This is a genomic window from Ferdinandcohnia sp. FSL W7-1320 (genome assembly GCF_038050315.1).
In the GTDB taxonomy this organism is placed as follows: domain Bacteria; phylum Bacillota; class Bacilli; order Bacillales; family Bacillaceae_L; genus Ferdinandcohnia; species Ferdinandcohnia aciditolerans.
Genome location: NZ_JBBPAM010000001.1, coordinates 2,611,167 through 2,631,250 on the forward strand (window position 1 = coordinate 2,611,167; position 20,084 = coordinate 2,631,250).

The 20,084-nt window shown below is 38.7% G+C and carries 21 protein-coding genes and 1 riboswitch; all 21 genes read left to right on the plus strand.

Annotated features, from left to right (window positions below; all coding sequences use genetic code 11):
- The first annotated feature begins 15 nt into the window (after window positions 1-15).
- The 21 genes from NST91_RS13080 (at window position 16) to NST91_RS13180 (ending at window position 20,083) form a co-directional block, all read left to right on the plus strand.
- Complete coding sequence (locus NST91_RS13080) at window positions 16-1,134, plus strand: Gfo/Idh/MocA family protein (protein ID WP_341331503.1); 1,119 nt, start codon at window positions 16-18, stop codon at window positions 1,132-1,134.
- 13 nt (window positions 1,135-1,147) lie between these two features.
- Entirely contained in the window at window positions 1,148-2,197 is a 1,050-nt protein-coding gene (locus tag NST91_RS13085; protein WP_341331504.1) for a Gfo/Idh/MocA family protein, read from the plus strand.
- Window positions 2,198-2,364: 167 nt separating this feature from the next.
- Window positions 2,365-2,871, plus strand: coding sequence for a type 1 glutamine amidotransferase domain-containing protein (locus NST91_RS13090; protein ID WP_341331505.1), 507 nt, complete (start codon window positions 2,365-2,367; stop codon window positions 2,869-2,871).
- 239 nt (window positions 2,872-3,110) lie between these two features.
- Complete coding sequence (locus tag NST91_RS13095; RefSeq protein WP_341331506.1) at window positions 3,111-3,401, plus strand: alpha/beta fold hydrolase; 291 nt, start codon at window positions 3,111-3,113, stop codon at window positions 3,399-3,401.
- Window positions 3,402-3,639: 238 nt separating this feature from the next.
- Window positions 3,640-3,897, plus strand: coding sequence for an alpha/beta fold hydrolase (locus NST91_RS13100; RefSeq protein WP_341331507.1), 258 nt, complete (start codon window positions 3,640-3,642; stop codon window positions 3,895-3,897).
- A complete protein-coding gene (locus tag NST91_RS13105) occupies window positions 3,872-4,456 on the plus strand; it encodes a TetR/AcrR family transcriptional regulator (protein ID WP_341331508.1) in 585 nt (194 codons plus the stop codon). The genes NST91_RS13100 and NST91_RS13105 overlap by 26 nt, the downstream gene beginning before the upstream one ends.
- Window positions 4,457-4,513: 57 nt before the next feature.
- Window positions 4,514-5,203, plus strand: a complete 690-nt coding sequence (locus NST91_RS13110) for an alpha/beta fold hydrolase (protein WP_341331509.1) — start codon at window positions 4,514-4,516, stop codon at window positions 5,201-5,203.
- A gap of 86 nt (window positions 5,204-5,289) precedes the next feature.
- Window positions 5,290-6,528 carry an MFS transporter gene (locus NST91_RS13115; protein WP_341331510.1) on the plus strand — a complete coding sequence of 413 codons (1,239 nt, stop codon included), beginning with the start codon at window positions 5,290-5,292 and terminating at the stop codon, window positions 6,526-6,528.
- A 288-nt stretch (window positions 6,529-6,816) separates the two neighbouring features.
- Window positions 6,817-8,139, plus strand: a complete 1,323-nt coding sequence (locus NST91_RS13120) for a short-chain fatty acid transporter (protein WP_341331511.1) — start codon at window positions 6,817-6,819, stop codon at window positions 8,137-8,139.
- 340 nt (window positions 8,140-8,479) lie between these two features.
- Window positions 8,480-8,890: a hypothetical protein gene (locus NST91_RS13125; RefSeq protein ID WP_341331512.1), complete on the plus strand. Its 411-nt coding sequence runs from the start codon at window positions 8,480-8,482 to the stop codon at window positions 8,888-8,890.
- A 164-nt stretch (window positions 8,891-9,054) separates the two neighbouring features.
- Window positions 9,055-9,951: a UCP032817 domain-containing protein gene (locus NST91_RS13130; RefSeq protein ID WP_341331513.1), complete on the plus strand. Its 897-nt coding sequence runs from the start codon at window positions 9,055-9,057 to the stop codon at window positions 9,949-9,951.
- A gap of 141 nt (window positions 9,952-10,092) precedes the next feature.
- Window positions 10,093-10,194, plus strand: a riboswitch (purine riboswitch).
- A 72-nt stretch (window positions 10,195-10,266) separates the two neighbouring features.
- Window positions 10,267-11,340 (plus strand): NCS2 family permease, encoded by a 1,074-nt coding sequence (locus tag NST91_RS13135; RefSeq protein WP_341331514.1) that lies wholly within the window; start codon window positions 10,267-10,269, stop codon window positions 11,338-11,340.
- A 20-nt stretch (window positions 11,341-11,360) separates the two neighbouring features.
- The gene (locus tag NST91_RS13140) at window positions 11,361-11,924 is read left to right on the plus strand and encodes a phosphoribosyltransferase family protein (protein ID WP_341331515.1); all 564 of its coding nucleotides are present in this window, start codon (window positions 11,361-11,363) and stop codon (window positions 11,922-11,924) included.
- A gap of 488 nt (window positions 11,925-12,412) precedes the next feature.
- Window positions 12,413-13,474, plus strand: coding sequence for a LacI family DNA-binding transcriptional regulator (locus tag NST91_RS13145; RefSeq protein WP_341331516.1), 1,062 nt, complete (start codon window positions 12,413-12,415; stop codon window positions 13,472-13,474).
- The gene (locus NST91_RS13150) at window positions 13,443-14,477 is read left to right on the plus strand and encodes a zinc-binding dehydrogenase (RefSeq protein ID WP_341331517.1); all 1,035 of its coding nucleotides are present in this window, start codon (window positions 13,443-13,445) and stop codon (window positions 14,475-14,477) included. Before NST91_RS13145 ends, NST91_RS13150 begins: the two co-directional genes overlap by 32 nt.
- A gap of 22 nt (window positions 14,478-14,499) precedes the next feature.
- A complete protein-coding gene (locus NST91_RS13155) occupies window positions 14,500-15,423 on the plus strand; it encodes a sugar phosphate isomerase/epimerase family protein (RefSeq protein WP_341331518.1) in 924 nt (307 codons plus the stop codon).
- A 51-nt stretch (window positions 15,424-15,474) separates the two neighbouring features.
- Complete coding sequence (locus tag NST91_RS13160; RefSeq protein WP_341331519.1) at window positions 15,475-16,785, plus strand: ABC transporter substrate-binding protein; 1,311 nt, start codon at window positions 15,475-15,477, stop codon at window positions 16,783-16,785.
- 77 nt (window positions 16,786-16,862) lie between these two features.
- Complete coding sequence (locus tag NST91_RS13165; protein WP_165918130.1) at window positions 16,863-17,753, plus strand: ABC transporter permease subunit; 891 nt, start codon at window positions 16,863-16,865, stop codon at window positions 17,751-17,753.
- Complete coding sequence (locus tag NST91_RS13170) at window positions 17,750-18,565, plus strand: carbohydrate ABC transporter permease (RefSeq protein ID WP_341331520.1); 816 nt, start codon at window positions 17,750-17,752, stop codon at window positions 18,563-18,565. Before NST91_RS13165 ends, NST91_RS13170 begins: the two co-directional genes overlap by 4 nt.
- Before the next feature lie 16 nt (window positions 18,566-18,581).
- Window positions 18,582-19,370, plus strand: a complete 789-nt coding sequence (locus NST91_RS13175) for an SDR family NAD(P)-dependent oxidoreductase (protein WP_341331521.1) — start codon at window positions 18,582-18,584, stop codon at window positions 19,368-19,370.
- A gap of 38 nt (window positions 19,371-19,408) precedes the next feature.
- Window positions 19,409-20,083 carry an orotidine 5'-phosphate decarboxylase / HUMPS family protein gene (locus tag NST91_RS13180; RefSeq protein WP_341331522.1) on the plus strand — a complete coding sequence of 225 codons (675 nt, stop codon included), beginning with the start codon at window positions 19,409-19,411 and terminating at the stop codon, window positions 20,081-20,083.
- Window position 20,084: the final 1 nt, after the last annotated feature.

Below are 20,084 nucleotides of genomic sequence, written 5' to 3' on the forward strand. Positions count from 1 at the left end.
AAAGGATGGTTAGAAATGAAAAAAGTGAAGATCGGTGTGATCGGTTGCGGAAATATTAGCGATGTTTATTTAACAAACTGTCAAACGTTTCAGAACCTTGAAGTGATAGCTGTATCAGATTTAGATTTAAACAAAGCTGCAGAAAAAGCATCAAAGTATAAAATCCGAAAGATTTTAACAGTTCAAGAGCTACTAGCAGACCCTGAAATTGAGCTTGTTATAAATTTAACAATTCCTCGTGCACATGCTGATGTTTGTTTACAGGCTTTAGATGCAGGAAAACACGTATATGTTGAAAAGCCAATCTCAACAACCCTTAACGACGGTAAAAAAGTATTAGAAAAAGCCGAAGAAAAAGGATTAATGATTGGTGCTGCTCCAGACACCTTTCTAGGAGGGGGTATTCAAACCTGTAAAAAGTTAATCCAAGATGGGGCAATTGGCAAACCGATTGCGGCAACTGCATTTATGATGAAACATGGACCGGAAAGCTGGCATCCTGATCCTGAATTTTTCTACCAAGACGGAGCTGGACCTATGTTTGATATGGGACCATATTATATTACTGCACTTATTAATCTAATTGGTCCTGTTCGACGTGTAACAGGATCAGCTCAAATATCCCTTCCTGAGCGTACCATTACAAGTAAGGAAAAATACGGAAAAAAGATACAAGTCAATACACCTACACATGTCGCAGGCATTCTTGATTTTGAAAATGGTGCGGTTGGCACGCTTATTACAAGTTTTGATGTATGGGGGTCGAGAACACCGTTTATTGAAATTTATGGAACAGAAGGAACTTTAAGTGTTCCTGATCCAAATACATTTGGTGGGCCCGTCTTGATTCGTAAACCAGGGGAGGTCGAATGGGAAGAAATTCACTTAACGCATGGATTTACAGAAAACAGTCGCGGGCTTGGGGTTGCTGATATGGTAGCTGCCATTCACTCAAACAGACCTCCACGTGCATCTGGAAAACAGTCCTATCATGTACTTGAAGTGATGCATGGCATTTACGAATCTTCATTAAATGGTATGCATTATATAATGAAAAGTACTTATGAACAGGCTGCCCCACTTCCTGTGAACGGAAAAGAAGAATTAAAGAATAACAATGTTAAAACCTATTAGGGAGGAATTTATTATGAGTAAAGTAAAAGTTGGTGTAATTGGATGTGGAGCTATAGGAAGACGTCGTCACCTTCCGGAATATGCGGCACAAGAAAATGTTGAAATTGTGGCTGTCTGTGACATTGTTGAGGAACGCTCTAATGAAATGGCTGAATTATACGGGGCAACCGCATATGTGGATTATACAGAATTGCTAAAAAATGAAGAAATTGATGCTGTAAGTGTTTGTTTGCCAAATGCTATGCATGCGCCAGTTACGATTGATGCATTAAATGCCGGAAAACATGTGCTATGCGAAAAGCCAATGGCTACTTCAAGGCAAGAAGCTGAAGAAATGATTCAAGCATCAATAGAAAACAATAAAAAACTGATGATTGCCCATAATCAGCGCTTTGTTGCTTCACACGTAAAAGCAAAGCAGATTCTTGATAGTGGTGAAATTGGCAAAGTTTATAGCTTTAGAACAACATTCGGACATCCCGGGCCAGAACAATGGAGCGTTGACGGAGCGACAAGCTGGTTTTTCGATAAGGAACGAGCATTTATCGGAGCAATGGGAGACCTTGGCGTACATAAATCGGATCTAATTCGTTATTTGCTTGGCGAAATAGTAGAAGTTGGGTCATTTGTTGAGACAAATGCAAAGGAAAATACAGATGTAGATGATAATGCCGTTTGTATCCTTAAAACAGAAAACGGTGTGATTGGTACATTAACAGCGAGTTGGTCATATGTTTCTGGGGGCGATAATTCAACGATTATTTATGGTGAAAATGGAGTTCTAAGGCTTGAAGCTGACCCTGTACACTCATTAATCGTGGAATACAAAAACGGTGAAGTTGTAAAATATGAGCTTGATAAAATCCAATCAAATGAAGAAGGTGGGCAAACCAATACGCATGTCATTGAAAACTTTGTAAATTGCATTATCAGCGATACCATTCCACCTATCAGTGGGGAAGAAGGAATGAAGTCACTTCAGGTCATATTAGCAGCAATTGAATCAAATGAAACGAAGCAAATTGTTCGAGTGAATACAGAAAAAGCTTTTCTTTCGAAATAGTATAATATAGCTCTTATCAGTTGTAGCCCTAATTTGCACCGAATAACCTACTAGTAAATATAGTTCAAATTTTAAATATCACGAATTTTGCAGAATCACTTTGTTTGATGTAACAACTTAAATCTATTAAAATAGAAATAAATACCAATACATAGGAGTGATACTAGATGGCAAAAGTATGCTTTTTACTTGATAATGGCTATGAAGATTCAGAGATGAAGAATCCTTATGATGCAGTGAGTGAAGCGGGTCACGAAACTGTTGTAGTTGGAATTGAAAAAGGTGTAGAACTTAAAGGGAAGAAAGGTACAGTCTCTTATACTTCTGACCTTTCCATAAGTGAAGTAAAGGCTGACGACTATGATGCAGTTATTATTCCTGGTGGCTCTGCTCCAGAGGCACTTCGCGTCAATGATGAAGTCGTACAATTTGTAAAACAAGCCAATGAACAAGGAAAAGTGATTGCGGGTATTTGTCATGGACCACAAGTCATGATTAGTGCCGATATCCTAAAAGGGGTAAGCGCAACTTCGTACATTGGAATTCGAGATGATTTGAAAAACGCTGGATCAATATTCTTAGACCAAGAGGTAGTGGTTGACGGAAATATCATTACGTCTCGTACACCTAAAGACGAGCCAGCATTTATTAAAGAAATCTTAAAGAAACTTTAAATCGTATAATTTAAAGGTCTCTTCCGTTTTGGAAGAGGCCTTTTTTACTTCTAGTTTTCTAATACATCCATACTCGAGAAAAAGGGTCGGCGCCTTGGTGTGATAGGGTATTAGAGCGCTGCGGAGAAGAGAAGTCAAATTTCAGATGATTTGAAATTTAAATTTAATTTTTCATTGACTAACCGTTCATTCAATAATAAAATAATGTGGAAAGTTCTGTAAAATGGGGAGGGGTTGTAATGGATTTATCTTTTGAGATTACTGGTAATGGCCATCCTGTTGTTCTTATTCATAGTGGTGGGTCAGATAGAAGACTATGGAGTTTATTGATACCCTTTTTGTCTAAGCATTACAAGGTGATTGCTTTTGATGGCCGAGGTGCAGGCGAGTCACCAAACCCTATAAAACATACAAACTATGTTGAAGATGTACGGTCACTGTTGGATTACCTTGAACTTAAACAAGCAACACTTATCGGCCATTCTATGGGCGGACAAATTGCAACCGATTTAGGCACTTACTTACCCTGAAAGAGTATCAAAGCTTGTATTAATTGCCCCCTCGTTAACTGGTTTTATCTATTCTAAAGAGTTTGAACAATATCATAACAAAATAATAGAAGCTGCCCCAAATATAGATAAGATGTTAGAGCTTGCCCTTTATTCACCAACCTATCAAGTGGTGATTCGTACTCCGCAAAAAAATCTCATTGTTCAAATGCTCAGGCAACACTTCGAGCGAATGCTTAAGTGGCCTGCAGATTTCTGTATGGATTGGCCGCAGCCGCCAGCGGTGGGACGATTAGGAGAATTAAAAACTAAAACATTATTTATGATTGGCAAACTGGATGTAGCAGATAATTTTCGAGTTGCTGAAGAATTTAAAAAGGTTCCAAACATCCGTTTTATCGAAATTAAGGATGCCGATCACATGATACCCCTCACTCATGCTAAAGTTTTATATCAAGATATCACTACATTTATAAAGGATGGAAGTAAAAATGCCTCGTACACCCGAAGAGAATGAACGTATACGCCAAGCAACGATAGAAAAAATACGCGCTGCAGCGATGGAGTTATTTATGAAACAAGGATATTACGCAACTTCGATAAGTGATATAGCGAAACATGCGAGGTTTTCGAAAGGATTACTCTATAACTATTACAAAGGAAAGGAAGAACTGCTTTCTGAAATGGTTAAGGATAGAATTGGGGAAGTGGCTGAAGTCATGTCAGAAGCTTTCTCCCTAGAAACACCTAAAGAACAGCTAACATCCATTGTGAATGGAGCCATTGACAATATTCACAAAAATCCTGAAGTCCATCGGTTTTATCTTCACCTTCAAACTCAACCAGAGGCTGATGTAGATTTGATTAAATACAGTCGTCTCATAATCGAAGAGAACGCGCGACTGTTTGAATTGCAATGTAAAATATTTGAAAGAATGGGAGAAAGTGAACCGAGGAGACGGTCGTTATATTTTTCTTCTGTGCTACAAGGGATCATGTTGATGATTGCAACCTATCCACAGAAGTTTCCAATAGAGGAATTAAAGCAGCAGATTATCAGGGAATTTTGTAATTAGAGACATTAAATAAAACGCGTTTCAAATAATGAAATCCTACAAAGGAGTGGGTTGGAGATGGAAACACGGGTAAATCAAATTAAATTGAATGGACTTACTTTTCAATATCGAGAGACTGGGGAACCAACTTCACCACCGATTGTTGCACTTCACGCACTGGGAACAAGTGCAGAATCTTGGAATCAAGTGGCTGCGGTATTAGGAGAAAATTACCGTGTATTAGCTTTAGATCAACGGGGGCACGGTGGGAGTGCAAGAACTAGTAAATACAGTTTTGAACTGATGAGTGAAGACTTACTTCATTTTGCCAATGCTATGAATCTAGAAAGGTTCATTCTAATGGGTCATTCGATGGGCGGAACAGTAGCCTATCTTTTCTCGGAAACATTTCCGACAAGGATTGAACGGTTAATTGTTGAAGACACACCACCACCTTTTCAAGGAAAGCCGATCGAGATTCCTTCTAAACCTACTGATATTCTACCGTTAGATTGGGAGGTTGTACCATCGATACTGCAGCAACTTAATGAACCTAATCCCGAATGGTGGTTTCGACTTACTGATATTACTATGCCTACGCTCCTTTTAGGTGGTGGGTCTAGTCATATTCCTCAGCATAAATTGGAGGAAGTATCTAAGATAATTCCGAAATGTGAATTTGTGACGATAGAGTCTGCTGGGCATTTTGTTCATGATGACAATTTACACGGCTTTTTGTCAGCTGTAAAAAGTTTTCTAGATTCATAATTACTCTACCCATCAAAGCGGGGGGCGTGGTACTATAGTAGGAGTCTGGATATGAAAAAAATTTTATAAATGAGAGGCAGTGTTTTATGGGAATGACAAAAGGTAAAGGCGTGCAGGCGAAGCCTTCAAGCAACATATTCTCAAATCGGATCGTTCTATCGATCATGAGTTCAAATTTCTTACTGCAACTAGGGATTTGGATACGTAACTTTGCAATACTTTTATATGTGACCGACATTACAAATAATGATCCAGTTTATGTATCTCTTATTTCAGTAGCTGAGTTCGCCCCGATTTTCATCTTTTCTTTTATCGGAGGAACCTTTGCGGATAGATGGAAACCAAAGTTGACAATGGTCTGGTGTGATTTGTTGTCAGCCGTTTCGATATTTGTCGTATTACTTACATTGCTTTATGGTTCGTGGTATGTGATATTCTTTGCCACATTGGTTTCCGCAATTCTTTCACAGTTTTCCATGCCTTCTGCAATGCGTTTGTTCAAACAGCACGTACCTGAAGAACAGTTGCAGTCAGTCATGGCTATGTTCCAATCACTCATGGCGATTTTCATGGTTATCGGTCCGCTTATTGGAACATTCGTATATCAGAAATTTGGGATATACACTTCTATTGGAGTCATGGGCGTCATGTTCCTCCTTTCTGCAGTCGTTTTACTATCCTTGCCTAAGGATTTAGAAAAGGAAAAAACGGATGCACAACCGGATTTCAAGAAGGAGCTTATGGACGGCTTCCGTTATGTGTTAAACCACCCAGTTTTGAAATCAATGGGTGCGATATTTGCAGCCTGTGGGTTGGCAGTCGGATTGGTCCAACCGTTAGCAATCTTTGTTGGCATAGAAAACTTGAGCATGCCTAAGGATTTTATCCAATGGTTGCTAATGGCAAGCGGAATTGGAATGCTGATCGGAGGTGGCGTCATTTTTGCGCTGTCCAAAAAAGTGACACCTCAAAAGCTGTTGTCAATAGGGATTTTAGTAAGTGTTGTTGCGACTGTAGGAATAGGTTACTCTCATAGCCCTGGACTGACTATCGCACTTCAATTCATTAACGGTTTATTCCTGCCATGTATTCATATTGGAATCAACACGTTAATCTTGAGTAATACAGAAGAAAACTTTGTAGGGCGAGTGAATGGCGTATTAAACCCAATGTTCATGGGGATGATGGTCATCGGTATGTCTATGTCTGGTTTGCTGAAAGGAGCGCTTACCTTATCTGGAGTTTACCTAGCATCCGGAATCTTATTCTTAATCGGTGTCGTCTTTATTCTTCCATTATTCAAGCAAAAGATGCAGTCAGTGTAGTCTGATTGAATAAATCAATGGATAGTGCATGGTTAGCGACAACGACTTGGTCAATATTATACAAGAATAGGCCCAATGTAATTTAATATAAATTAAACATTCGTTATCATTCTTAAGGTCTCTTCCGATTTGGAAGAGGCCTTTTTTAAGTTCACTTCTGAAAAAAGGAGTAAATACCTACTTTTCTTGATAATGAAATGTGACTAAAGTCAGGAAATACAGGCCTTTTTCATATTCAAAAACGACTAAGAATATACTGTAGCAAATAATGACTAAGGGAGTGAAGAAATGAAAGCGATAACAAATTTCTTTGTCCGATTGGTCCAACGTTTTCTTCCTGATGCCTTTATTTTTGCGATTATTCTTACCTTTTTAGTGTTCGTATTAGGCATCTTGTTTACAGAAAGCGGACCCTTTGAGATGGTTTCACATTGGGGAACTGGGTTTTGGGATTTACTCGCCTTTACCATGCAAATGGCTCTTGTCGTTGTAACGGGGTATGTATTAGCGAATGCACCTATTATCAAGAACTTTCTAGGTAAATTGAGTAATTTGGCGAAAACACCGGCCCAAGCAGTTATGCTTGTCACTTTTGTGTCAGCAATTGCTTGTTTAATCAACTATGGTTTCGGTCTAGTCGTAGGGGCCTTATTTGCTATCCATGTAGCAAGGCAAGTACCATCTGCAGATTTTCGTATTTTAGTAGCTGGAGCATATAGTGGATTTTTAGTTTGGCATGGAGGACTTTCTGGTTCCATTCCATTGACGGTTGCAACCTCTGGACATTTTTTAGAAGATAAAATGGGAGTCATTCCAGTAAGTGAAACCCTTTTTAGTCCTGCCAATCTCTTTATTGTGGCAGCCCTAGTCATTACATTACCATTGTTTAACCGTTATTTGATGAGAAATTCAAATACACTCGACCAAGATCGATCCGGATGGAAGCTGCCGGATGACACACCGAATATAATTAAATCAACTAATCCATCGACACCAGCCGAAAAAATTGAAAACAGTGTGACTGTCTCGATGTTAATCGGCATCATGGGTTTGGGCTTTATCGTCTATCATTTTGTTACCAAGGGCTTTGATTTAAATATTAATATCGTAAACTTTATTTTCTTATTCTTAGGAATCATGTTGCATAAAACACCGAAACAGTTCTTAGACACGGTCACAAACGGAGTCAAAAATGCAGGGGGAATTATCATTCAATTCCCGTTCTACGCAGGAATTATGGGAATGGTTACCTTATCAGGGCTTTCTCAGGAAATGGCATTATGGTTCGTCTCTTTTGCAAATGCTCAGACTTTACCATTTTTCTCTTTCCTCAGTGGGGGATTAATCAACGTATTCGTTCCATCAGGTGGTGGCCAGTGGGCCGTTCAAGGACCAATTATGATCGAGGCAGCGGCTGCCATTAATGCGGACCTCGCGAAAACAGCAGTGGGTGTTGCATGGGGAGATGCCTGGACCAATATGATTCAACCGTTCTGGGCCTTGCCTGCCTTAGCGATTGCAGGCTTGCATATACGTGATATTATGGGATTCTGTGTCATGATTCTCTTTTATAGCTTCATTCCAATCACGATTGGTCTATTATTGTTATAAAATGGGTTTTTCGTAAACTTTGTTGCTATTTTGTTCCGATTAAACAAAGGATATATTATTTACATCCAGTGATTTCAGTGGATGTACGAGATCCTCGAAAATGCTGGCATTTTCTTCGTGCGGTGTATGTTCAAGGAAGTAAATTCAACGTCCTGCGGGAATAGCGAGCCAGGCGAGACCCCGCAGTGAAGCGAGGAGGCTTGCGGATCGCCCGCGGAAAGCGAGTACCAGGAGCGGAAATAACCCTATATTTAAAAGCAATAATCTTTTAGAAAAGAGCCTATAAAATAGAGGCAAACGGAGATCTCCGTTTGCCTTTCTATATGCAGGAGGATATTTTATGAGTAAAAAGACAGTGGGTGTATTAGTAGTAGCACTTGCTTTGATTTTGACAATAATAGGTTATATACCTAAAACGACCCCACCTTTCAGAGGTGCTTATCAAAGCGAACATGTGAATGGATATATTGTTCAAATGACATTTCAACCTGAAGATCATAGTTTTGTTCAATATATTGATAACAGGGAAGTAGATAAGGGAACTTATGAGGAGATAAAAGATGGTTTGTATAATATAAACGGCGAAATGCAGGAGTTTGAGATTACCTTAAATAGGGACAACTCATTTGATATAATCGTTAAGAAACTAAATAATGGCAAACCAATCACTTTGAAAAATGTCGATGCCACACCCGCATATATTGGTACAGAGTTTGATGATGTTGATGAGTATAAATCATTATTAGAATGAAGGTGAATGCTTGGTTATCCGAACCAGGCGTTTTTTATTGGTCACGATTCGAAAAGTGAAACTTTTCCAGCAAGTTAACGTAAATAAAACATCGGCATAAGCTGGGTGGAGTAGTAGTGGACACCTGAAGCTTTAAATATAACCTAATATAAAGGGGGAATTTGATGGAGTGGATCGTCCTATTTGCAATTGTTATTTTGTTTATTTTAGTCTTACATAAAAAACTCTCATTTACATATGGTTTATCTCCTAAATCAATTGAAACAAAACCGCTAAAAGGGCTAAAGAAACTAAGTGAGAACTTGGATCAATCACTCAGTAAAAGCTATATGAAACATGTAGAAGAGCGGGTAATGAAAGATAAAAAGTTAAAAGAAAATGAATACAACTGGCGTCTACTTGATTTAAAGCGCTACTTTATCTTGACTTCTCTATTAAAAGAATCGCCAATGTTCAGCAACAAAGTTGATGACCTGTGGCATGAGATGCTTATGTTTACACGTGAGTATGATGATTTTTCAAAAAAATATGCGGGTAGTATCCTGCATCACAGTCCTAATGTAACTAAAATATCTGATCCCGACTTGCGAGGTTTCTTTGATTGGGTATATGCTGAGCTTTTTTTCATTAGAAAAGAGAACATCCATTTGTATAAGGGGTTTTTCAGACATCCCGTAAATCCAACTATCGTTGAGGAGTTTAAAACTTTATCAGAAAACGAACTGATAGATAAGTATTTTAAGAGTGATAGACACTATTTAAGTACCATACTCTCGCTGATCTCCTCTATGAAAAAAACAGCAAATGGCGTCAAAGATTATGAAAAACGTGTTGTACAAGAAAAGATGAGAAAAAGTAAAATTCAAAAAAACTTCAACGCCATGCTCGTTCCATTCTTATCTGTTTCTTATTTTCATTATGATGACTTTTCAAGCTACATGAAGATTAGTAGTGTGAGTTCATCAAGTTGCACAAGTTGTGGTTCAGGTTCAAGTAGTTCGTGTAGTTCTGTCTCATCTTGCAGCAGTTCTTGCTCAAGCTGTGGTGGGGGTAGTGATTAAGGAAAAGAATTCGAATGTAGTTTTTTTGCCATATTCTGTTATTATTAGTATTTTGTGTATTACTTCCGTAAATTTCTTCGGATGCATCATTTTTTTATTTAAATAACGAACGTTTTATTGTATAATCTTTTTATCGTTCGATATTTAATAAAAAATAATCCCCGTATAATCCTGGTAATATGGTCTGGGAGTCTCTACAGAGTGGCCGTAAATCACTCTACTATGGACGGTACTACTTTTAATTGAACCGTTCAGTATATACTGGACGGTTCTTTTCTGTAGTGAGAGAGCTTTTTGGGGAAAAGGAGAAGAAACATGGAAGACATACTTAAAGACATACTAGCAGCATTCAGTGTTGTATTAAACGGTTTACCTCAAGGTTTACTTGCTCTTTCATTCGGATTTGCGTCCGTGCCGACCGCACTAGCTTTTGTTGTTGGGGCGGTAGGGAATAGCTTGACAAGCAATGTAGCAGTAGTATCGTTTCAGGCAGAAACGATTGCTGTTGCTGGAACAATGGGGAAGGATATGCGAGAACGCCTATCTTCCATTTTCTATGGTGCAATCTTATTAGTTATAATTAGTTTATTTGGTTTAATGGAACAAATTGTTGGATGGATTGGTCCAGTTATTACAAATGCAATGATGGCGGGCGTTGGGTTCATGCTTGCGAAGGTCGCATGGGATATGTCAAAGAATGACCGAATCATTGGAGTAACATCATTTGCAAGTGCATTATTAACATATATCATTACGAAGGATTTAGTTTATACAATCACAATTTCTGTCATCCTTTCAAGTATTGTGTATAACTTTACAAAGAAAGAAAGCGAAGCCGTTACAAAAAACGTGATCGAAGATAAGATCAAATTACAGAAATTTATTCTTAATCCGTCTGTCATTCGCGGAGCGTTAGCGCTTGTTTGTTTAAATATCGGTGCCAATATTGCATTTGGAAAAATCAATGGTGAAATTGCTGGTCAAGATGTAAATATTGATACCCTAACAATCATCAGTAGTTTAGCAGACATGGTTTCTGCCTTGTTTGGTGGAGGACCTGTCGAAGTAATTATTTCGGCTACTGCATCAGCTCCTCACGCCGTTTGGGCTGGTGTTTTAACGATGGCCATTATGGCAGGAATTTTATTCTTTAAACTATTACCGAAAATCGGAAAATATGTGCCGAGTGCGTCTATTGCTGGTTTCCTTTTTGTATTAGGTGCTATTGTTACGTTACCAGGCAATGCGACTGCAGCTCTTACTGGCACAGAACCAGGTTCTCCGATTGTTGCAGCAGTTACAATTATTGTTACAGCTATTTCCGACCCGTTCTTTGGATTATTAGCAGGAGTTATTATGGAATTTTTACTTGGAATCTTTGGAATCTAATCAAATAGGGGTGTAGTAAGATGGAAACTTATCAATTAACAGTTGCGGGTATCAAGAGAGAGTTACCTATTATTCCAATCTCAGACGAATTGAGTATCGCAAGTTTTGTCATTTTAGGAGATACCGAAATTGTGTCGGCAACAGCACCGTTATTAGCTGAAAAACTGACAGATGTTGATTACCTAGTAACAGCAGAAGCAAAGGGAATCCCATTAGTCTATGAATTGTCAAAGCAATTAAATATGAAGAATTACATTGTTGCCCGTAAAAGCGTGAAACCCTATATGGAAGAACCTTTAGTGAATCAAGTGGTATCTATAACAACGCAAAAAGAACAATTACTGTGCCTTGATGGTAAAGATGCAGAATTGCTAAAAGGGAAACGAGTCGCCTTAATTGATGATGTGATCAGTACTGGAGAATCCATAAAAGCTTTAGAAGAACTGGTCGCAAAAGCAGGTGGTAATGTTGTTGCAAAAGCAGCAATCCTTGCGGAAGGTGACGCAGCAGACCGAAAAGACATCCTTTTTTTAGAAAAATTACCTATTTTCATGGGACAGAGGGAAAGGTCCCTTGTCCCATAAGAATAAGTGTAGACTAATTAAGTGTATTACTCCTTGTGTTCAAAGCAATGGAACGCAAGGAGTGATGCACTTTTTTTAAGTAGAAATCTATCAAATCTATATCGAGGTATTAAAAGGTTCGTTTACTTGATTCTTACTAATTTCAGGTTTAAATTAAATATTTTGAGTTCTATGGGATTCATCTTTCATTTAGGTAAAGTCTAAGCAAAGAATAACTATAAATTACATAAATATTATTAAATTACACTATCCAAAAGTGATAATGTCATTTTTTCTTGTTTAAGTGTCGAAATCAGTCTATGAAAAAATTAATATCTCATTAAAAAATATATGATGTAGCAGGCAAGCCTGATTTGAAAGGTATTATCAAATTAATCAGTGGTCGAAATCAGTTCTTTTTCTAATTTTTAGTTAATTGACAATATTCTAATTCGTTGTTATGCTCTATTCGATGAAACGTTTCATTAATAAAAAATAGGAAGTATACCATGACTAAAAAGGTGACGATACGAGATGTTGCAGAATTAGCTGGTGTGTCTATTGGTACTGCATCGAAAGTCATAAATAATATTGGTAACGTCCATATTGAACTCAAAAACAAAGTAAACGCAGCAATAAAAGCCCTAAACTACTCCCCAAACATGATAGCAAGAAGTTTGAAGTCATCCGTCTCAAAAACAATTGCTGTTCTTCTATCTAACATTACAAACCCCTTCCAGATGACTTTGGCCAAAGGTATTGAAGAAGTTATCTTTGAGAAAGACTATCTATTTATCATCAGCTCCACAAATGAAAATCCTACTATTGAACGAAAAAATTTACAACTTTTTTACGAGCAACGGGTTGACGGAATTATTCTTTGTTCGACTGGTCAAGTGAACGAAGATATTCTTTCGTTAGTCGAAAGAAACATTCCAATGGTCCTTGTTGATCGACCCATCCCTTATCTGCCTGTTCATATAGTGGCAGACGATAATTTTATCGGCATGGAAAAATTAGTTACATACCTCCATGAATTAGGGCATAAAGAAATAGGTGTCGTTCATGGAGATTTGAACACTGTTCACGGAAGAATTAGGTACGAAAGTGTTCTTCAGTCACTAACGAATTATGGCCTTACAACTGAACACCAGTTTTTTGGTGATTTTACCTATGAAGGAGGTCAACGAGCAGTAGAATATTTTCTATCGAAAACGATCGTGCCTACAGCCATCATTTCGTCAAACAATAATATGACGGCAGGTATATTAAAGGCGTGTCAAAACTACAAGATTACCATTCCCGATCAACTTACGGTTGTGTCATTTGGAGAGTTAGAGTACGAATGGGATATCATCATGCCTAAAGTGACTGCCATTGTCCAATCTCCACGTGAAATTGGGAGACGTGCAGCAAGTTTGCTATTAGAACAAATGAATAGGGAAGGTCAACATCAAATCGTTCAACTTTTCATCGAACCTGAAATCTCCGTAGGAAACTCTTCTTCTCCTAAAATTTTACGAAGAAAAGGTGATATACGTGAAGGCGCTTGTAAACTACGATTCTGGTAAAAATAAGGTTGAAATCAGAGAAGTACCGATTCCGAAAATAGGACCAAAAGACATTTTATTGAAAGTGGAAGCTGTAGGAGTCTGTGGAAGTGATTTACATATGTATCATAATATACAAGGCTTTGCTGTGAAACGACCTGTCATTTTAGGACATGAATTTGCAGGAACCGTTGACGAGGTAGGTTCTGAAGTAACCCAATTTAAAAAGGGAGATCGCGTTGTCAGTGAGACGCCATCATATGTTTGTGAAAACTGTATTTATTGCAAATCAGGAATATATAATTTATGCCCGGACCGAAAAGGCTTTGGTGTTTTAGCAGATGGAGCCATGGCTCAGTATGTGAAAACACGTGAAGCCATCGTTCACCACATACCTGATGGGATTCCGTTCGAAAAAGCAGCATTAACGGAGCCTTCATGTGTAGCTTATAATGCTGTCGCCCATCATTCGAGAATTCGACCTGGCGATCATGTTGTGGTGTTTGGGCCAGGGCCTATCGGATTAATGTGTATCCAGATTGCTAGATTGTTTGGACCAGGAAAATTGACAGTCGTTGGTTTGGAAAAAGATGCAAAACGGTTAGAAGTAGCAAAACAATTTGGTGCAGATGAGGTACTTATTGCAGAGAAACAAGATGTTGTACGTGAAATAACCAATTACGGAGATGGTTTCGGTGCTGATTTAGTGCTTGATGCGGTTGGTGTAAGTCAAACGTTAAAGCAGAGTATTGAGATTGTTCGACCTGCTGGGCAAATTACGAAAATTGGATGGGGACCTGAACCCATTGGCTTTAGTCTTGACCCACTCATTCAAAAAGCGGCTAGACTGCAAGGGTCCTTTAGCCATACGTATCCAATGTGGGAAAAGGTCTTGCTATTAATGCAAAAAGGAGAAATTGACCCATTACCAATGGCAAAGGTCTATTCACTAAATGATTGGCAAAATGCCTTCGATGAAATGGATTCGTTAAAACACGCGAAATCTGTTATTGTGCCAAACTAAAACAATCGAAAAGGAGAACTCAATGAACGAAAACAGAGTCAGAATTTCAGTTTTCCCAAAAGGGTATATCGATGATTTATCAAATGGAAAAATGGATGTGTTTGAATGGATCGAGCAAGCAGGAACACTTGGTGCAGATGGAATGGAAATGTATCCTACATTCTTACAATCTACTGAAAAGTCATATTTGGAGAAGGTGAAGCAAGCAGCTGCTTCTGTAAATCTAGTGATTCCAATGATGTGTGCATCACCTGATTTTACCCATCCCGATCTAGATTTTCGGGAAAAAGAAATGAGCAAGATGAAAGAAATGATTGATGCCATGGCCATACTTGGGCCCGATGATTTTAGAAGCTGTCGGGTTTTATCTGGGCAAAGAAGACCTGAGGTATCAAGGGAAGAAGGAATAAAATGGACCATTGATTGTATTAATGAGCTACTTCCCTATGCAGAAAGTAAGCGTGTCCATCTAGTCATGGAAAACCATTACAAAGATGGTTTTTGGATTTATCCGGAATTTGCCCAGAAGTCGGATATCTATTTGGAAATTGTGGAAGGGATCTCATCTGATTGGTTTGGCGTGAACTTCGATCCTTCAAATGCCGTTTTTGCAGGCGATGACCCACTAGCATTACTGGAGAACGTAAAGTCCCGCTTAATTACCATGCATGCCAGTGATCGTTATTTAAAAGAGGGGTATTCCATAAAAGATATCGAGAATCATTTGGTACAAGGATATTCAGAGGGATTAGCACATGGTGTCATTGGAAAGGGCATTATTGATTATGATGGTATTTTTCAACTGTTAGCCAACATACATTTTTCTGGATGGATTTCAATCGAAGATGGGGTGAATGGTTTAGGGGAAATGAAGGAATCTGTCGATTTCTTAAAGAGGAAAGCAGACGAATATTTTTTATCGGGTAACCGACGTAAGGATCACTAAATGTAAGCGCTTTACGTCTTAACCATATTACGTATGAAAGGGGAAAAGCAAGTGAGAAAAATAAGGGGGCTAAGTTTTTTACTGGTTTTAGGATTGTTCATAGGCTTACTGGCTGCTTGTAGTAGCAATGCTCCGGCTTCAGAAGAGCCATCATCAGATTCAAATGACAATAAAAACAAAAACGTTGAATTAAGGATTATTGCTGCGAACCATCCATGGACAGAAGCAATCGAACCATTAATTCCTCAATTTGAACAAGAGTCAGGCATTAAAGTAAAGCTAGAAAAATATTTTGAGGACCAATTAACTCAGAAACTTACAACAGAATTTACTGCAGGTTCAGATAGTATCGATGTATTTATGATTCGTCCGCTGCAAGAAGGGAAACTCTTTAATCTCAATGGATGGGTTGCTGATTTAACAAGTTATACAGGCGATTCAGACTGGAATTTAAGTGATTTTACAGAGTCATCCGTTAATTCTCTAAAAGACGGTGAAAAGATTTTTGGTATTCCAACCGTTACTGAACGTGAAATCTTGTATTACCGAAAAGATATTTTTGAAGAAAATAATATTGAACCTCCTAAAACATTAGATGAACTCTATGAAATTGCAAAACAATTAAATGACCCTTCCAATGACTTTTACGGAATGGTATCACGAGGCCAACGTGCTGCTGCTGTAACTCAATTCTCAAGCTATCTATACGGTTTTGGTGGGGACTTTATCGTAGACGGAAAAGCTGCGATTGATACACCAGAAGCGATTAAAGCATTCGAGTTCTACGGTAATTTACTGAAGGATGCAGGACCTCCAGGCGTCTTAAATATGAGTTGGCCTCAAGCTGCTGGTTTATTTGCACAAGGTAAAGCAGCTATGTACACTGATGCTGATAGTATTTATCCAAACCTACTAGATCCTGAAAAATCAGTTGTAGGTGAAAAGGTTGGGTTTGCTGTATTCCCACAAGGACCAGAAGGACAAACGCCATACAACGTTACGTCATGGGGCGTGGCGATGAATGCTAAATCCGAAAACAAAGATGCTGGATGGGAATTTATCAAGTGGGCAACAAGTAAAGAAATTGTAGCTGAGTTACAAAAGAAGAGTGTCCCAGGACCACGCCAATCTGTATGGGATTCACCAGAAGGAACAGAGGCGTTTCCTGAGGAGCTCGTTCAAGTCATCTCTGAATCGAATAAGATTGGAAAAGAATATGACCGTCCATTAGTAATAAAAGTAAATGAAGCAAGAGATATGATCGGTACGGCAATCGTGACTGGTATTGAAGGCGGGGATGTAGAAGCCGCTGCCAAAGAAGCCAACAAACAGTTCCAGCAATTACTAGATGACGAGAATTAATAATTGAATGGGAAAGAGTGGGTATTAATTGAAGTTAATACCCCTCTATCCTCTTTATCGCGATACATAGAAGGGGGATGAATATCATTCAACTTTGGATTGAAAAGCATCTTAAGTATATTTTTACATTGCCTTCTGTACTATTTGTACTCATTATGATTGTATTTCCTGTTGGATATACAGCCTACTTAAGTTTTTTTGACTGGAGCATGTCTAGTGTATCACCGCCGAAATGGGTGTTCTTAGACAATTTTAAGAAAATCTTTTTTGATGATCCACGATTTTGGCCAGCTTTCTTTAGAACGTTTTACTTTACGATTTTGGCAGTTGTTACCCAAACTGTTTTGGGAGTAGCGATTGCACTTTTGTTTTTTAGAAATTTTAAAGGTAGTAATCTCGTAAAGACCTTATTTTTACTTCCTATGGTTTCAACTCCGGTTGCAATCGGACTCGTATGGTTATTAATTTTTGAACCATCCATCGGTTTTGCGAATCAATTTCTAGGTTATTTTGGAATTGATCCACAGTTATGGATTGCGTCACCGAAACAGGCTTTGCCGGCAATTGCGATGGTGGACACGTGGCAATGGACTCCAATGATTACATTAATCACCTTGGCCGGACTCTCTCAATTACCAAATGAAAATTATGAAGCGGCCGCAGTCGATGGCGCCAATGCTTGGCAAATATTTTGGAAAATCACATTACCTCTAATGGCTCCTACTATATTCGCAGCTGTTCTTCTACGTTCCATTGATGCGGTAAAGCATTTTGATTTAATCTATGCCATGACACAGGGCGGACCTGGTTATGCAACTGAAACCTTAAATATTTATGGGTTTGCCAATGGATTTCAGTATTTCAAGTTAGGATATACGAGCGCTATTTTAATGGTATTCTTTATGATTGTGCTCATTATGAGTTGTTTAATCTTGATCTTCCGTAAGAAGACGGAGGTGACATTATGAAGCATAAACGGAGAATGGAGCTTATTCGTTATATTTTAATCGCTTTTGTGAGTGTAGTATTTTTATTCCCATTTGTATGGATGATCATTGCTTCACTTAAAAATCAGGCCCAAATCATGTCTACAGATTCCATTTTTATTTTTACACCTAGCTTTAAAAACTACACTGAAGTTTTTGCACAATATGACTTTATTAAGTTTATCGTAAATAGCTTTATTGTCGCTTTTGCTTCAACCGTTCTTGGATTGGTGTTGGGATTACCAGCCGCATATGCAATTGCAAAATATAAGCTTCATAAATTCGGAATCATTATTTTAATTGCTAGAATCATTCCAGGTATTTCGTTTATGATTCCTTGGTTTATCATTTTCTCAAAACTTGGCTTAGTCGACACGTATACGGCATTAACATTAAGCCATATGTTAGTCGGTTTGCCCTTTATTATCTGGATAATGATATCTTCCTTTGAAGCACTGCCACAGGAACTAGAGGATTCGGCTCGCGTAGATGGCTGTACAGTGCAAGGCGCATTTTTTAGGGTCTTGCTTCCATTGGTTTCACCAGGAATTATTACTGCTTCTATGATGTCTTTTATCCTTTCGTGGAATAACTTTATGTTTGCTTTAGTACTAGCTGGGGATGACACGAAGACATTACCAATTGCCGTCTTTAATTTTATCTCTTATTCAGAAATCAACTGGGGAGCTCTAATGGCAGCTGCTGTTATCATTACGTTACCAATCTTGATTATTTCATTGCTTCTACAACGATACATTGTAAGTGGTATTACTTCAGGGGCAGTAAAAGGATAAGTGTCATCAGGAAAGGATGGTCGAAGTGCTGATTGATTTACATGGGATGGTAGGAGTCGTTACAGGAGTAGGAAAGGGAATTGGGAAGGAAATCATTTTGACCTTAGCCCGAGAAGGAGTTAAAACAGTGGGGATTGATGTATTCCCAGATGATCTTGACCAGTTAGCAGAAGAATTTAAAGAACAAGGATTAGAGGGTTTGTTTTTTGACTGTGATGTAACGGATAGTACTAGGATTTCTGAAGTAATTCGTGAGACGATGCAAAAGTATGGCAGGATTGACCTGTTGGTTAACAATGCAGGTGTTGCTGGGAACGGAGAAGTTGAAACATTAGCAGAGGAGGTTTGGGATTACTGTCATGATGTCAATCTAAAAGGGACATTCATGATGTGCCAATCTGTTATTCCCATCATGAAAAAACAGAAATTTGGTCGGATTATAAATTCAGCATCTTTTGCAGCGATTATCCCCAGTATTGGCAGTGCCGCATACGCGTCTTCTAAGGCAGGAGTAAAACAATTTTCGCGCGTTCTTGCTGGAGAGTTAGGACCATGGAATATTACCGTTAACAGCTATGCCGCCGGAATGATTCCGACAACTCTTAATCACTTTTCAGAGCTGCCACAAGAACAACAAGAGCGGTTATTAGACAGCTTAACATTAAGAAGATGGGGAGAGAAAAAAGACATCGCACAACTGATCTGTTTCTTAGCCTCTGATTTAGCAGGGTATATAACCGGCACTCTACTCGATGTGAGTGGAGGGAAATATGCAACACAGTTTCCGAAGGCAGCTTACGAATAAAACTTAAATTCTATAGAAATTAGTAGAGGGGCTAGAAAATGGAACCAATTGTGCAGATTTCACTCGATTTAACGAACATTGATGAAGCTATAGAAATGGCGGAAATCGCTATAGAGGCTGGGGTTGATTGGATTGAAGCGGGGACCCCATTATTACTTGCAGAAGGTTTACATGCAGTCAGAAAACTACGGGAAAGATTTCCCGACAAGCCGATCGTTGCAGACTTAAAGACGATGGATGGTGGCTATTTAGAAGTAGAAATGATGGCTAAGGCTGGAGCTACCCATGTTGTTGTCATGGGTGTTGCTCATCCAGCGACCATACGAGCAGTTGTAAGAGCAGCAAGGGATTATGGAGTAGAAGTGATGGGGGATATCATGGCTTCATCAGACAAAGTATCATGTGCAAACATGCTTGAGGAAAATGGTGTTGACTACATTATTGTTCATACGGGTTTTGATGAAAGAGGAGAAGACCCAGAACGCTCACCGTTTGATTGCTTAGAAGATGTTGTATCGGCCGTTTCCATTCCAGTTCAGGCTGTCGGAGGATTATCGATTGAACAAGCTGCTCAAATGCCAAAGTATGGTGCGCCATTTGTTGTAATAGGTGCTCCGTTAGTGATTGATAACCAAGAATTTCGGCCGAGTTCGGGATCAGACCAGCTTAAAAAAACATTAACTAAGTTTGTAAAAAGAGTAAAAGGCCAATAAA